Origin of the sequence: Hymenobacter pini, assembly GCF_020421205.1 — a bacterium.
In the GTDB taxonomy this organism is placed as follows: domain Bacteria; phylum Bacteroidota; class Bacteroidia; order Cytophagales; family Hymenobacteraceae; genus Hymenobacter; species Hymenobacter pini.
The window spans coordinates 1,249,179-1,264,124 of the sequence record NZ_JAIZZH010000001.1 but is presented as its reverse complement, the minus strand read 5'-3'; the positions used below and the strand labels follow the sequence as shown (position 1 = coordinate 1,264,124).

Annotated in this window: 13 protein-coding genes; 5 read left to right on the top strand and 8 right to left on the bottom strand. The window is 60.1% G+C overall.

Going from position 1 to position 14,946, the window contains the following annotated elements; translation table 11 throughout:
* Positions 1-197 precede the first annotated feature (197 nt).
* A complete protein-coding gene (proC, locus tag LF252_RS05275; protein ID WP_226268712.1) occupies positions 198-1,001 on the bottom strand; it encodes a pyrroline-5-carboxylate reductase in 804 nt (267 codons plus the stop codon).
* 336 nt (positions 1,002-1,337) lie between these two features.
* Here proC and LF252_RS05270 point away from each other — a divergent pair, with 336 nt between their 5' ends.
* Positions 1,338-1,964, top strand: a complete 627-nt coding sequence (locus LF252_RS05270; protein WP_226268418.1) for a hypothetical protein — start codon at positions 1,338-1,340, stop codon at positions 1,962-1,964.
* Positions 1,965-2,137: 173 nt separating this feature from the next.
* Here LF252_RS05270 and LF252_RS05265 read toward each other — a convergent pair whose 3' ends face one another.
* From LF252_RS05265 to LF252_RS05245, 5 genes are all read right to left on the bottom strand, one after another.
* A complete protein-coding gene (locus LF252_RS05265; protein ID WP_226268416.1) occupies positions 2,138-3,343 on the bottom strand; it encodes a glycosyltransferase in 1,206 nt (401 codons plus the stop codon).
* Positions 3,327-4,568 carry a glycosyltransferase family 4 protein gene (locus tag LF252_RS05260; protein WP_226268414.1) on the bottom strand — a complete coding sequence of 414 codons (1,242 nt, stop codon included), beginning with the start codon at positions 4,566-4,568 and terminating at the stop codon, positions 3,327-3,329. The genes LF252_RS05265 and LF252_RS05260 overlap by 17 nt, the downstream gene beginning before the upstream one ends.
* A 149-nt stretch (positions 4,569-4,717) precedes the next feature.
* Positions 4,718-5,788 (bottom strand): potassium channel family protein, encoded by a 1,071-nt coding sequence (locus tag LF252_RS05255; RefSeq protein WP_226268412.1) that lies wholly within the window; start codon positions 5,786-5,788, stop codon positions 4,718-4,720.
* Positions 5,789-5,951: 163 nt separating this feature from the next.
* Positions 5,952-8,030, bottom strand: coding sequence for a DNA primase (dnaG, locus tag LF252_RS05250; protein WP_226268410.1), 2,079 nt, complete (start codon positions 8,028-8,030; stop codon positions 5,952-5,954).
* 146 nt (positions 8,031-8,176) lie between these two features.
* Positions 8,177-9,430 carry a hypothetical protein gene (locus LF252_RS05245; protein WP_226268409.1) on the bottom strand — a complete coding sequence of 418 codons (1,254 nt, stop codon included), beginning with the start codon at positions 9,428-9,430 and terminating at the stop codon, positions 8,177-8,179.
* A 140-nt stretch (positions 9,431-9,570) separates the two neighbouring features.
* Between LF252_RS05245 and LF252_RS05240 the strand changes: the two genes are divergently transcribed.
* Together LF252_RS05240 and LF252_RS05235 are read left to right on the top strand one after the other, a co-directional pair.
* Positions 9,571-10,674: an Mrp/NBP35 family ATP-binding protein gene (locus tag LF252_RS05240; RefSeq protein WP_226268407.1), complete on the top strand. Its 1,104-nt coding sequence runs from the start codon at positions 9,571-9,573 to the stop codon at positions 10,672-10,674.
* A 179-nt stretch (positions 10,675-10,853) separates the two neighbouring features.
* Positions 10,854-11,189: a NifU family protein gene (locus LF252_RS05235; protein WP_226268405.1), complete on the top strand. Its 336-nt coding sequence runs from the start codon at positions 10,854-10,856 to the stop codon at positions 11,187-11,189.
* 94 nt (positions 11,190-11,283) lie between these two features.
* Here LF252_RS05235 and LF252_RS05230 read toward each other — a convergent pair whose 3' ends face one another.
* Together LF252_RS05230 and LF252_RS05225 are read right to left on the bottom strand one after the other, a co-directional pair.
* Positions 11,284-11,730 carry a hypothetical protein gene (locus tag LF252_RS05230; protein WP_226268404.1) on the bottom strand — a complete coding sequence of 149 codons (447 nt, stop codon included), beginning with the start codon at positions 11,728-11,730 and terminating at the stop codon, positions 11,284-11,286.
* A 49-nt stretch (positions 11,731-11,779) separates the two neighbouring features.
* Positions 11,780-11,944, bottom strand: coding sequence for a hypothetical protein (locus tag LF252_RS05225; RefSeq protein ID WP_226268402.1), 165 nt, complete (start codon positions 11,942-11,944; stop codon positions 11,780-11,782).
* A gap of 207 nt (positions 11,945-12,151) precedes the next feature.
* Between LF252_RS05225 and fahA the strand changes: the two genes are divergently transcribed.
* Together fahA and LF252_RS05215 are read left to right on the top strand one after the other, a co-directional pair.
* Positions 12,152-13,435, top strand: a complete 1,284-nt coding sequence (fahA, locus tag LF252_RS05220; RefSeq protein ID WP_226268400.1) for a fumarylacetoacetase — start codon at positions 12,152-12,154, stop codon at positions 13,433-13,435.
* Positions 13,436-13,778: 343 nt separating this feature from the next.
* Positions 13,779-14,933, top strand: coding sequence for a zinc-dependent alcohol dehydrogenase (locus tag LF252_RS05215; RefSeq protein WP_226268399.1), 1,155 nt, complete (start codon positions 13,779-13,781; stop codon positions 14,931-14,933).
* Positions 14,934-14,946: the final 13 nt, after the last annotated feature.

Here is a 14,946-nt window from a genome sequence, read left to right as displayed (position 1 = left end):
GTTACGAAGCCAGGACAAGGGGAAAGGGCGAGCGGGTGAAATTGTGGCTACCTGGCCATAAAACGGGCAACTAATGAGCTGGTGAAACAGCAGAAATGCGGGGTAGCCGCCCGTCCCGCAGAGGCTGCGTCTCTGCAGGACGGGCGGTTAAAGCACTGTAAACCCCAACCATCCAACTACCCCAACCATCCAACCACCTACTCCTTCGCCAACTCAGTGGCGCGGTGCTGGGCGGCGTGCAGACCGGCGGCCAGGGTTTCGGCGAGGCCACCGGCGCGGAAGGCACGCAGAGCCGCTTCGGTGGTGCCACCCTTGGAGGCCACGGCGGCAATCAGCTCGTCGGGGGTTTTGTCGGAGGTGTTGAGCAGGTGATAGGCCCCCAGCATGGTTTGCTTCACCAGCAGCGCCGCCACCGACTCCGAAAAGCCCATTTCCTGCCCGGCGCGCATCATGGCCTGCACGATGTAGTAGAAGTAGGCCGGTCCGCTGCCGCTCACGGCCGTTACGGCGTCGAGCAGACTTTCATCTTCCAGAAAAATGGAGCGCCCGGTGGCGTTCAGCAGGTTTTCTACCTGGTGCAGGCGGCTGCGCTCTACTTCCGGCGCGGCCGAAAACCCGGTAATACCCATGCCCAGCAAGGCCGGCGTGTTGGGCATGGCCCGCATTACCTGCCGGTGGCTCAGCTCGCGCTGCAGGCGGGCCATGGGAATGCCCGCCATGATGGATACCACCACTTGGCCCGGCAGCAGCACGGCCCGCAGCCCTTCGGCCACTTTCCCGAAATCCTGGGGCTTCACGGCTACCAGCACCACATCGTAACTACCTACGACGGCGCTGGTTTCGGCTACGGGCAGGCCAGGGTGGGCAGCCGTCAGGCGCTGGCAGTGGTCAAGGCTTCGGCCCAGCAACAGCAAATCGGAGCGGCTGACGAGGTTGTAGTGCAGAAAGGATTTGGCGAAGGCCATGCCCATGTTGCCACAGCCTAAAATGGCAATACGCAATGGTTTCATACCGAAGCAGCCGTAACGGCCAGTAGGTTCAGGTGGGCAACATAAGCAGGAATCGGCAAAGGCCCCCGTGAAGGCACCTCGTTTATGCCTACGCCCGGTGGCCGCCAGGCTAATTCAGACCCTGCTGAGCAACTAGCCGAACGTTATGCGGAATGCAGCGAAGCATCTCGCTCGGCTGACGTTGCAACGCTAACCATAACGTACGCGCGCCGCAAAGCAACTGGCGCTATGCAGAACTCAACGTACGCGTTGCTGCATCCCGAGGTCAGGTAAAACAACTTCCTATATTTGCGCGCACCTATATTCTCTTCCCTCACCTGAACTGCTATGAACAAACTGACCACTGTCCTGCTGAGCGCCACGCTGCTGACCACCGCCTGCGAGCAGGCCCAGAAGGCAAAGGAGTCGTACACGGCCATTTCGAAGCTCAAGGAAACCGGCGAAAAGCTGGAGGCTTCAATGGACAAAGTGAAAACGCAGCGCGAGGAGCGCGTGAAGCGCGGCGACACTCTCTCGCTGCCCTATAAAGAGCTGCAGGCTTATCTACCGGCCGAAGTGAGCGGCTACACGGCGGCCAACCCGAGCGGCCAATCCACCAAAATGAGCGGCCTGGCCTTCTCCACCGCCAGCCGCGACTTCACCAAGGACAACTCTACGGTGAAGGTGGAGCTGATGGATTACAACGGAGCCAACCAGCTGTACCAGGGTGCCGCCGGCCTGCTGGGCATGGGCCTGGAAAGTGAAAACGACGAGGAGCTGGTGAAATCCACCGACCTGGGCGTGGAGGGGGTATCCGGCATGGAAACCTACCGCAAAAAAGACCGCCAGGCCGAACTGATGCTCACTATGGGCGGCCGCTTCATGGTGAAAATCACCGCCGACCAGCAGCCCGACCTGCAGCTGGTAGAGTCCGTGGCCAAGCAGATGGACCTGGAGAAACTGGCGAAGATGTAGGGCTGAGCAGGCGCTATCATTGCGAGCGAAGTAATCCTTCCTCTACCAAGCGTAGAACCCTGATGAAAACAAAAGTCCCTAACGTCAGAGCTAGACGTCAGGGACTTTTCATTTACCTAGGATTGGAGTGATGAAAAGGAAGGATTGCGTCGCTTTGCTCGCAATGACAGATCTTACCGCTTATGCTGAAACCGTTGCGTGGGCTCCCATACGGTGGTTTTCACGCCCTGCAAAAACCGCCATAAGCCCAGCAACAGCGCCATGTTCATGCTGTAGAAGTGGGTGATAAAGCGCAGCAGCCGCAGATGCTTGCCCAGCCGGTGCAGGGCCCCATCCAGCAGCAGCAGCGCGGGAGCTGCCAGCTGCCCGGCCAGCATGAGCTGGTAGAACCAGCCGGCTCCGCCCAATACCAATACTACGTTGCACAGCAGCATGAGCAGCAGCAGCAGCGGCGTAAGCCAACGCAGCACCTTATGCGACCAGTACGCGAAACTCACGCCCCGCCAGGGCGGCCACAGCAGCCGCCGAAACGCCACCAGATTCTGGAAGTTGCCGGCCGAAATGCGGGCCTTGCGCCGGAACTCCTCCGGTAGTTTGTCGGATACGTCTTCGTGGCAAACCGCCTCCAGCTCGTTGATGGCCTGGTAGCCATCCTGTAGCACGGCCATGGAAATGAAAAAGTCGTCGACGATGAAAGAGGCCGGAGCCGGATGGTAGCAGCGGCGGCGCACGGCAAAGCAGCCTCCGAAGGCCCCAATCATACTGCCCCACACCACACCTTCCTGGAACTTGATCAGGTTTTCGCGCTCCAGATAAGCCTTTTCCTGACCCGAAATACCGTCTTGGCGATGCGCTGGGTTGAGAATGTTGCCTCCCACCTGGCCGACATGCGGGTTGCGAAAGTGCTTGACGAGATGATACAGCGTGTCGGGCGTGAAAAACACGTTGGCATCGGTGAGGACTAACACCGGGGCCGTGGCCTCCCTGGATAAAGCTTCCATCACGCCGGGCTTGCCGGTACGCTGCCGAAATTGCCTAAACTGCAGCCGCGGGTACTCCTCGGCCAGCTGCTCTATAAGGGCGTTGGTGCGGTCCTGGGAGTTGTCGGAGCCGATGTAGAGGGTGAGCTTATCCAGCGGGTACGTGGTGGCGAAGGTGGAGCGGATTTTCTCCTCAATTACCTGCTCCTCATTGTACACAGCCAGCAGAATATCCACCGTGGGTAGCTCTGGACTGTCGGGGGCGTACACGTTGGTGTTCTGATGGCGGCCCCGGGCCAGGCGGCTCAGCAGCACCGGAAACCCCACGTAGGTGTGGGCCACTAGTGCCAGGCCACCCCACAGGCCGGTAGCGGCTACGGCCTCAACGAGCGGCAACACGGGGCGCGGGCTGCAGAATGGTGTACAAATCGAGGAAGCTCTCCACCACCCGGCGGTTATCGTAGAGGCGGGCAATGGTGCGGGCGGCTTCCTCCCCGATGGCCTGCTGGCCCAGCTCGCCGCGGTAGTAGCGCCCCAGCTGCGCAAGCCATTCCTGGGGCGAGTTGCCCAGCACAATATCAAACCCGGGCCGCACGTGGATGCCCTCGGCTCCCAGCGCGGTGCTCAGAATGCACTTACCCAGGGCCATGCCTTCAATAATCTTGATACGCATACCGCCCCCACTCAGCAAGGGCACCAACATCAGCTCATACTCCTGCATAAACTGCTGAGCCGACTCCACAAAACCGTGCACCGTAACGCCGGGCAGCTGCAGCTGCCGGATATGCTCGGGGGTGTCCTTGCCGGCAATGTGCAGCTCCAACTCGGGGTACTGGGCGCGGGCCTGAGGCCACACTTCCCGCAAAAACCAATCGAGCCCCTCCAGGTTCGGCAACCAGTTCAGGGAGCCGATCAGGAATAGGGTGCACGGGCGGGGCTGGAGGCGGGCGTCGCGCTGAAACCGCCCCAGGTCCACGCCGGCCGGGATGAACACTACCGGCTCGGGACAGCCCAGCCGGCGCAGACGCTGCTGGTCGGCTTCGGTAATAGCCGCAATACCATCGAAGCGGTGCAGCATCCGCTTTTCAAACTGATGCAGCCGTTCAGCCAGCTGCCGCAGGTACCATTTTTTGAGCGGGTTGCGGGTATTCTCGGCCAGCTGCTGCCAAATGGTGTGCTCCACGTTGTGGGCCCGCAGCACCACGGGCGGCAGGGGCCGGCCGGTTTCCTTATCGGCTGCGGCCCAATAGCCGGCGTACCAGGCCACGAAGGTGCCTTCCATCTGCACCACGTCAAACTGCTCCTGCGCCAGCAACTCGGCCAGTTTTGCCTGAACCACCCTGCTCACAAACCGCTCCACGTTATAGGGCAGCTCGCTGAACAGCAGGTTGCGCAGGGCCTTTACGGGCGAGAGGTTGGTGTTCACGTCCACCGTAACCAAACGCACGTTGGGGCCCAGATGGTCGAGGACGGTGGCGGGCTGGTGGTGCTTGGGCGTGTTGATGGCCAGCACCGTAACGCGGTGCCCGGCGCGGGCCAGTCCGGCGGCCACGTCGTACATGGCAATAGCGCCCCCATCGTGGGGCGGGTACGGAACGCGCGGACAAAGCTGCAGGATATGCACGAAGGGAAATGGCTGGTCTGACCGCAAAGCTACATAGTAGCGCGCAGCTCCGCTTCGCGCACGAGCAAAGCGAGTTCTTAGGTGAATGGGGCGGTACCCGGTACCCCGCTTTGCTCGTGCGCGAAGCGGAGCTGCGTGGTACTTACGCGCTACCGGCGAAACTGGTCCAGCAGGCTGGTAATCTGCTCATCGGTACCCAGAAACAGAAAGATGTCACCGGCCACGGGTACGGTATCGGCGGAGGGACTCACGGTAAACTCGCCGCGCTGGTGCTTCAGGCCGATGACGGTGGCCCCGGTGCGGCTGCGAATATCCAACTCCCGGATGCTCAGGCCGCGCCACTCGCCGCGCAGCTCTTCGGTGCGCAACTCCTCCAGCCGCAGCTTGTTGGGTCCCAGGCCCGAAATCATATCCAAAAACCGGATTACCTCGGGGCGGGTGATGAGGTTGGCCATGTGCGAACCGCCAATTTCATCGGGCATCACCACCGAGTCAGCCCCGGCGCGCAGCAGCTTGGGCTCCGAGCTTTTGAGGCTGGCGCGGGCCACAATGGTAATGTTGGGGGCCAGCTCCCGGGCCGTCAGGGTCACAAATACGTTGTCGGCGTCCTTGGGCAGGGCGGTGATGAGGGCCCGGGCCCGGTCTACGCCAGCGGCGCGCAGCGTGTCGTCGAGGGTGGCGTCGCCGTACACCGCGGCAATGGCCTCGCCGGTGGCTTCGGTGGCTTCCTTGAGCAAGGCCTCGTTCTGCTCCACTACTACCACATCGGCCCCGCTGCTGCGCAGCTCGTGATAGGCTTTGCGGCCGTTGCGCCCGAAACCGCACACAATCACGTGGTCGGAGTAGCGGCGGATTTCCTGGTCGTTTTTGAGCATGGCGAACATGTTGCGCAGCCCCCCGTCGAAGATGTAGGTGGTGAGCACCGACAACAGGTAGGCCAGCATCAAAAGGTTGAAGAAGATATAGAACGAGACGAACAGCCGGCCAGCGGGCGTGAGCGGGTGTAACTCCCCGAAGCCCACCGTCGACACGGTTATCATCGTCATGTAAAACGCGTCCACGAACGTGAACTTCTCCAGCCACATAAAGCCCACCACGCCCACGGCAAAGCTAATGGCCGTGAGGCTGAGCGCACCCACAAAACGACTCAGGTTGAACCGGTGCCACACGGCGCGCACGTAGCGCAAGGCGGCCGACTGAACGGGCGGAGGAACAGGCATTGGAGGGGAAGCGGGCGGCGGAATTCTGGCCCGGTAAGTTCGGCAGTAAGCACCATTGCCGCAACCGGTGGCCGTTATACGTGGCTACTTTATTCCGCCGAGCAGGTAGCACATCAAATCAGAGCCCTGGCAACGCAACCACCGCGCGTGCCCAGCGGCAGGCTTACATAGCGGCCCGCGGAATTACCGTGCCCAGCATGCCAGCCAGCTGGTTATCCATTTGCTTGAGCAGGTGAATGGTTTGCAGGTTTTCCATCATGGTTGCCTCGTCCATGGGGTGGCGCAGGGCTTCCAGGCGGGCGGCCAGCTCACGCTCCACGTTCACTTTGTTGAGGCGCAGAATGGCATTGTCGCAGGCGGTTTGCAGCAGGTCCAGCTCCCGGGGCACGTAAATCTGGTGGGTGGTCCAGTTGGGGCTAAGCTCGTACTTCTCAGTGGCCAGCTCTGCTACCAGACTGCGGATATCGGAGCGGCTGTGCTGGATGAGCGTGCGTACTTCGGGCCAGCGGCCCTGCTCCAGCTCCTCCCGGCACAGGTGCAGCAAATCGGCGTACAAACCGGTTTTGAAGTTGGTATCCTCCAGCTGCTCCAGCAGGTATTGCGCCACCGATACCTCGGGGGCCAACGGCTGGGGCGCATACAGCAGCAGCAGCCGCACCACTTCCCGCTCGCACTGGGCCAGCACGTCGGGCACGGGTTCCAGCTCCTCCTTGTCGGTCAGGGCGTCGCCGCCCGCCAGGTCCTCGGGCGAGGCCCCGTACATCAGGGCTTCAGCCTCTTCCTCGGGGGTTAAGTTTCTGGTTGCTGGTTGCTGGTTTCTGGTGGCGGGCTGGCCATTATTGTAGCTGCCCGCTGAGGCACCAGCCCCGCTCCCACCGCTGCTAGTGCTCTGGCCACCGGCAGCCTTGCCGGAGGCATTACGTACCAGCTTGTTGTACTCCGAGATGAGCACCTGCTCATCAATGCTGAAAGCCTGCGAGGTTTGCTGCAGAAACACCTGCCGCTTAATGGGGTCGGGCACTTTGCCAATGCTTTGCAGCACATCCCGGATGGCTTCGGCCTTCTTCACCGGGTCCTGGGCGGCTTCCCGGCTCACCAGGTCGGTTTTGAACTGAATAAAGTCCTGGCTGGCGTTTTCCAGGTGCTGCTTGAAGCGCTGGTCGCCTACTTTGCGGATGTAGCTGTCAGGGTCGTCACCGTCCGGGAATAGTACCACACGCACGTTCAGGCCGCCTTCCAGCAGCATGTCAATGCCGCGCAGCGAAGCCCGAATGCCCGCCGCGTCGCCGTCGTAGAGTACCGTCACGTTATCGGTGTAGCGCTTGATAAGGCGGATTTGCCCGTCAGTCAGCGAAGTACCCGAGGAGGCCACCACGTTCTTGATGTCGCCCTGATGCAGGCTGAGCACGTCCAGGTAGCCTTCCACCAGGTAGCATACCTCCTCCGAGCGGATGGCCTGCCGGGCCTGGTACAGCCCGTACAGCACATCCGACTTATGGTAGATTTCCGACTCGGGCGAGTTGAGGTACTTGGCCGTTTTGTCGTTGGGCTTGAGCGTGCGCGCCCCAAAGCCGATGACGCGGCCCGATACGTTGTGAATCGGGAACATCACCCGGCCCCGAAACCGGTCGTAGCGCCGGCCGGTGTCCTGGCCCTGGTCGTCCTCGCGCCGAATCACAAGGCCGGTTTTCTCCAGATATTTCTGCTCGTAGCCCGCCGCCGTGGCCGATTTCAGCAAATCATCCCACTGATCCAGGGAGTAGCCCAGCTCAAAGGTTTTAATGGTGGTCTGGTTGAGCCCGCGCTGGCGCAGGTAGCTCAGCCCAATGCCCTGCCCCTCGTCGGTGTTGAGCAGCAGGTGGTGGTAATGGTCTTTGGCCCAGTTAGAAATGATAAACTGGGAGTCCTTCTCGTTCTGGGCCAGCTGCTGCTCAGGCGTTTTTTCTTCCTCCTGAACATCAATACCGTACTTCTTGGCCAAGTACTTGAGCGCCTCCACGTAGCTGGTGCCCTCAATATCCATGATAAACTGCACCACCCCGCCGGCCTTGCCGCACCCGAAACACTTGTACAGTCCCTTGGCCGGCGCCACCGAGAAGCTCGGCGACTTTTCGTGGTGGAAGGGGCAGCAGGCCCACATGTTCTGGCCCTTGCGCTTCAGGCTCACAAAATCCCCCACCACCTCCACAATGTCGGCGTAGTGCAGAATCTGATCAACGGTTTCTTTGGGGATGCGGGCCATAGGACCACAAAGGTAGGCAGGAACCCGCGCTACTAGCGCACAGCAGTAGCGCGCAGTTCCGCTTCGCGCACGAGCAACGGAGTATAAGAACTACACGCGTCGGAACTCCCCTACGGCTCGTGCGCGAAGTAGAGCTGCGCGCTACTCTAGAAGTTCCGGCTGGCGGTGGTTTCAGGAATGATGACCACGTAATCGAACCCCAGAATGGTAGCCTGCAACTCCTGCGACGTTACAGGCATCCCTTTGCGTACCATGGCTTGGCGCAACGGGCGCACATCGAACACCTGCCAACTCGGCCCGGCAGGCGTGGCGGCCATGAACGGCTGCAGCATGGGTGCTTCGGCATTGGAGTACTTCATGGCATTTTTGCTGAAGTCATCGGGGTTCTGGCCTGCCGTTTGGAAGCCTTGTTTGCCCACCACGAAAATGTGCAGGGTTTTCTGGTCGTGGGCGTCAGCCAGGTTTACCATCAGGTTGCCCACGTCGTAGATGTCGCCCCAGATGCTGCGGCCCCGCCCCACGTGGTAGGCCCCGAACTTGAACAGCATGGGCGGCAGCGGCTGCGTGGTAGGCTGGTACGGCTGCAACTCCTGCAGCAGGTTACGCTTCATCAGATTGATGCGCGCCTGGTGGCCGCCGGGCTTGCCGGCCGCGTTTACGCGAAAAATGGCCTCACTGGCTTCCATATCCTGGAGCATCTGGCGCACCGGCAAGGGCTCGGTGCGGGTGAGGCGGCGGAGGCTGTCCAGCATAGAAGGCCGTAGCCCGTTGATGCTGACGCCGCCGTAGTTGCCGGCTACCAGCGCGGCCCGGTCGCGGGCTTGCAGGGCGGCGGCCTGCTGGCGCAGGTAGGCGCGGGCCGTTTTGCCCTTGGCCTGCTCGGCCATCAGTGCCAGCGTCCGCCCCACTGATGCGAAGCCCAGCTGGTCAATGCCCACAATGGCCGTGTTCCGGGCCCGAAGTGAGCGGGCCAGCTCAAACTCTTCAGCCCAGCTGTAAAACGACAGGCTCATGGGATACTGCCGCAAAAAGGCCGAAGGTAGACCGGGCTGGGCCGCCAGCCGGGCGAGGTCCTGGGTTTGGTACCGGTCAATTTCCGCCACGTACACTTTCGGCCGCAATACCTCGGCCACGGCCTGCGCAAACGGCGGAATCTGGGCCATGCCGTGGTCCTCACCCAGCAGCACGATGGTACTTTGCCGGATATCCTGCTGCAATTTTTCCCATCCAGGCCCGCTGAACTGGGTGCCGGTCTGGCTGAGCGCAAATTGATTAGTGCGCATCAGGCGCTGAAAAGTGGTATCGGCGGGAGCCTGGGCGCGGGCCGGCAGGCTGCAGGCCGCCAGCGCCACAGCGACGGTCAGGCGGCCCAACCGGCGGCGCAGAAAGGAATCGAACATGAAGAATGGTGTGATAGGCTAGCGAGTTGGTCTCCAAGATAGGCAGCTCGCCCGTAGCGGGCCATTTATTTGCGGCAACCACCGGCCCGGTTTCCGGGTTATCTTTGCGCTTTACATCCGAACTTTCCCCGCTGACTATAATGGAACCCATTACCAAAGAAGCCGTCCTCAAGGCCCTGAGCTACGTGGAGGAGCCCGACCTGGGCAAAGACCTCGTAACGCTCAACATGATTGAGGATGTGCAGATTGACGGCCGCCGCGTCTCGTTCACGGTGGTGCTCACCACGCCCGCCTGCCCCCTCAAGCAACTCATTCACGATGCCTGCGAGCGGGCCATCCACACGATGGTGGACCCGGGCGCTGAAGTGGTGATTGTAATGACCTCGCGCGTGACTACCATGCGCCAGAATCGAGACCTGCTGCCCGGCGTGAAAAACATTATTGCCATTGCCTCGGGCAAGGGCGGCGTGGGCAAAAGCACCGTAACGGCCAACCTGGCCATTGCCTTGGCCAAGTCGGGCGCGAAGGTGGGCTTGGTGGACGCCGATATTTCCGGCCCCAGTATGCCGCTGATGTTTGGCGTGATGGATGCCCGGCCCCACGTATTCCAGGGCCCCGATGGCAAAAACCTCATCCAGCCGGTTATTGCCCACGGCGTAAAGCTGATGAGCATTGGCTTCCTGGCCCCGGCCGAATCGGCCATTGTGTGGCGCGGGCCCATGGCCTCCTCGGCCCTTAAGCAGTTTATCACGGAGGTAGATTGGGGCGAGCTGGACTACCTGCTCCTGGACATGCCCCCCGGAACTTCCGACATTCACCTCACGATGGTGCAGACGGTGCCCGTTACCGGCTCCCTCATCGTAACCACGCCCCAGAAAGTAGCCCTGGCCGACGCCGAGAAGGGTTTGCAGATGTTCCGCCTGCCCCAGATCAACGTGCCGGTGCTGGGTATTGTGGAGAACATGGCGTGGTTCACACCTGCCGAGCTGCCCGACAACAAGTACTTCATCTTTGGCGAAGGCGGCGGCGTGGGCCTAGCCGCCAAGCATGAGGTACCGCTGTTGGGCCAGATTCCGCTGGTGCAGAGCATCCGCGAAAACGGCGACCAGGGCACGCCTGCTATTCTGGAGGAAAACACCCCGGCCGCGGCCGTATTTGAGCAGTTGGCCGAGGACCTCGCCCGGCAGGTGAGCATCCGCAACGCCATGGCCCCAAAAACCAACATCGTGGAGATGAAGTCGTAATTGGTGGAGCAGTAAAACATAGCTGACAGCCATTCCCAAGTATTCCTACCTGAACTTCTCCCCACCTTGGCCGGTTTATTACTTGCCTCGGACGAATGTCCTACCTTTGTAAGACTACCGCCGCTGCCAACGCTTGATGCGTAGCGGCAGCGTCCTTTTCTCGCGTAACTCAACGATTCATGACCGTATCACCCGCCGTGGAAACCCATCCGCTTCTGCCCCGCATCGAACAGGCCCTGGATACCATCCGGCCCTACCTGGCCGCCGACGGGGGCAACGTGCGCGTGCTGGACATCACCGACGACATGGTGCTGCGCCTGGAGCTGCTGGGAGCCTGCGGCACCTGCCCTATGTCGCCGATGACGCTGAAGGCCGGCGTGGAGGAATCGGTGAAGAAAGCCGTACCCGAAATCCGGGCGGTGGAGGCCATCAACCTCACGCCCATGTCGGCCCAGCCCGCTGGTCAAACCGGCCACCCTGTATCACCTGCCCCAGTGCCTACGCCGGAGTTCTAGGTTTCAGTTGTTTCCCAATAGCAGCGCCCCGCTCCTGCCGGTTTTTCCGGATGGGGCGGGGCGCTGTGGGTTTTGGGCGAGGCAGATTCTAGTATTACTCGGCTCCCTTCTCCCGCTTGTTTTTCAACTCTTCAATATCCATTAAGTCTTTGGGGCGGGCACTGGTTTCTTTATCAGTCAGCAAATCGTTGTAGCCGATAAAAGCAACTTCAATATCACCCAAGTTAACTATTTCTCTATTTACAAAGGCGGCGGCAAATCGCACTGAAGATTTCAGTTCAGGCAATAAGTCGAGTGTAAAATCCTCGAACTCGTATTTGAAGAACGACTTTTTAGGATTAGGTTGTTGCTCACCTCTAAAGATCGAAACATCTTGACCAAGAGCTTCTAAAGCATTTAGTAAATTGAAATAGTTCGTGTATGATGGATTATACCAGAAATCTAAATCTGGCTTTTCAGCAACTGCTCCAGATGAAAGGGTAGAGTATCTGAAGTATCCATGCAGGGCAACAGCAGTACCACCAACAATCATATATTCCACAGAATATTTCTGCAGTGCCGAGCAGACTTTTGAAATAGTATTCAGAAGACTATTTTCCACTTACTACACGCTTATTTTTCATCGAGACACTAGTTGCTAACGAAGCCAGCAGCTCCTCAAATTGGGTCATTTTCTTATTAGGCTCAGCAGAATTGCTAGGCTTATCCTGCGCTTTTAAGGAAATAAAGTTGTTGTATCGAGTCAGTTTTTCCATGAGTAAAAAGGCAGCTGAATCTATTATGACACTCTAACTACTTCAACGACAATCCGTCAAACACTGTTCGAATTCGAGAACCAAGGTGTGGATGCCAGCCGGCCATATAAAGATAGCACCTTCTATTAGTCCATCAGTTACACTCACCCGCCCCATTCCGCCCGGCCCGCTACCTTTGCCGCTCCTACCATCAACTTTCCACCCCGAATGGCTAACCCCAACGACCCCGTCCTGCATTCCTGGATTGATATTGCCCCCGGCAGCGACTTTCCCATTCAGAACCTGCCGTTTGGCGTGTTCGAGACGGAGGAGCGGGGCCCACGGCTGGGCGTAGCCATTGGCGAGTACGTGCTGGATTTGTACGCCGTAGCCCAGTTTGGCTTCTTTGATGACCTGGACCTGGGCAAGGCGCTGCCCAAGGTATTCCGGCGCCGCTCCCTCAACCAGTTTATTGCCCTGGGTCGGCCGGCGTGGCGGGCCGTGCGCCAGCGCGTATCGGAACTGCTGCGCCACGACAACGGCTCTTTGCGCTCGGATGAGGTGATGCACGAGTGCCTGCTGCGCCAGCCGGAGGTGCGGATGCTGCGCCCCGTGAAGCCCCAGAACTACACCGATTTTTACAGCAGCATTGAGCACGCCACCAACGTGGGCATGATGTTCCGCGACCCGGCCAACGCCCTGCTGCCCAACTGGCGCCACATTCCCATTGGCTACCACGGCCGGGCCAGCAGCATTGTGGTAAGCGGCACCGACGTGCGCCGGCCCAACGGGCAGCGCAAGGCCCCCGATGCCGCCGCTCCTACCTTTGGCCCTTCACAGCAATTGGATTTTGAACTGGAAGTGGGCTTCATTGTGGGCAAAGGCACGCACCTGGGCGAAACCGTGCCGATTCAGTATGCCGAGGAGCACATCTTCGGGCTGGTGCTGTTCAACGACTGGAGCGCGCGCGACATCCAGAGCTGGGAATACGTGCCGCTGGGCCCGTTTCTGGGCAAGAGCTTCGGCAGCAGCGTGTCGCCGTGGGTGGTGACGCTGGATGCGCTGGAGCCCTTCCGGGTGGCCGGCCCCGTGCAGGAGCCCGAGCCCCTGCTGTACCTGCGCCAGCCCGGCCAGCACAACTTCGATGTGCAGCTGGAAGTGGCGCTGCAGCCCGACGGCGGCCCCGAAACCACCATTTCCCGCTCCAACTTCGGGCTCATGTACTGGAGCATGGCCCAGCAACTCACCCACCACGCCTCCAACGGCTGCAACCTGGAAGTGGGCGACCTGTATGCCTCGGGCACCATCTCAGGCCCCACGCCCGATTCGCTGGGCTCCATGCTGGAGCTGGCTTGGCGTGGCACCCGCCCCGTGCCGCTGGCCGATGGCTCGGAGCGCAAGTTCCTGCAGGATGGCGACCGGGTAACCATGCGCGGCTATTGTGAGAAAGACGGCCTGCGCATTGGATTTGGCGAAGTAACCGGTCAAGTGTTACCTGCTTCCGCGCTATAAAATCTACACCCTAGTACTACCAGCACAACCCGGAAAGTCAGCTGCTTTATAGCGGCTGATTTCCCGGGTTGTGCTGTTTTGCTGCTCTGCCAAAATACGCGTGGAGCACATTCCGCAACAATACATAAATTTGTCTTTTTCAAATACTCAACCATTCGCAATACGTGTTTACCGCAACTCAACTAGGACAAATACGGATTTACACGGTAACACCGGCTCATTCGCAACCCTGAGGTTTGGCAGAAGTAATACAGCTACACACCCTGCTGCTTTAACGGTTTACTCCTCGAAGCATCAAGCGCGGTGCGGCTGATCTGAACTTCTCATCTAACCCTACTGAGCTATGCTTGCAATGGACTACCGGGGCCCAAAACGGGTCCGCGCCACCCAGAAACCCATGCCCGAAATCAAGCATCCGGAGGATGCCATTGTCCGGGTAACCCGCTCCTGTATCTGCGGTTCCGATTTGCACCTCTACAACGGCAACGTGCCCGACACCCGGGTGGGCACCACCTTTGGGCACGAGTTCATTGGGGAAGTGGTAGAAATCGGCTCGGAGGTCTCCAAGCTGAAAGTGGGCGACATGGTGCTGGTGCCCTTCAATATTGCCTGCGGCAAGTGCCACTTCTGCAAGCAGGGCCTGTTTGGCAACTGCCACGAATCCAACCCGATGGCTACGGCCGTGGGGGGCATTTTTGGCTACTCGCACACGGCCGGCGGCTTCCACGGCGGACAGGCCGAATACGCCCGGGTCCCCTACGCCAACGTGAGCCCCACCGTTATTCCGCCCGGTATGGACCCCGACGACGCGGTACTGCTCACCGACGTGGTGCCCACGGGCTACCAGGCAGCCGAAATGGCCGGTATCCAGCCCGGCGACACGGTAGTGGTATTCGGGGCTGGACCGGTAGGCATCATGGCCGCACGCTGCGCCTGGCTGTTTGGAGCCGGCCGCGTCATTGTGCTCGACCACATTGACTACCGTCTGGAGTTTGTGCGCAACTACGCGCCCTGCGAGGCCTACAACTTCAAAACCGACATGGACGACCCGGTACTGTTTCTGAAAAAGCAGACCGATTGGATGGGCGCCGACTGCGTGATTGACGCCGTGGGGGCCGAAGCGGCCGGCAACGCTATGCAAACCATTACGGGCCGCAAAACGCTGCTGCAGGCCGGCTCGGCTACAGCCTTGCACTGGGCTATCAACTCAGTGAAGAAAGGCGGCATCGTGAGCATTGTGGGTGTGTACGGTCCTACCGATAACCTGGTGCCCATCGGCAACGTGCTCAACAAAGGCCTGACCATCCGGGCCAACCAAGCCTCGGTAAAGCGACTGCTGCCCCGCATGATTGAGCACGTGCAGAATGGCGTAATCAACCCCAAGGCCCTGATTACCCACCGCATTCCGCTGGAAGAAATAGCCGATGGATACCGGTTGTTCTCCGATAAACTCGACAACTGCATCAAACCGGTGCTGCTGCCTCCTTCTGCCCGTTAATCTTCAGCCCCTA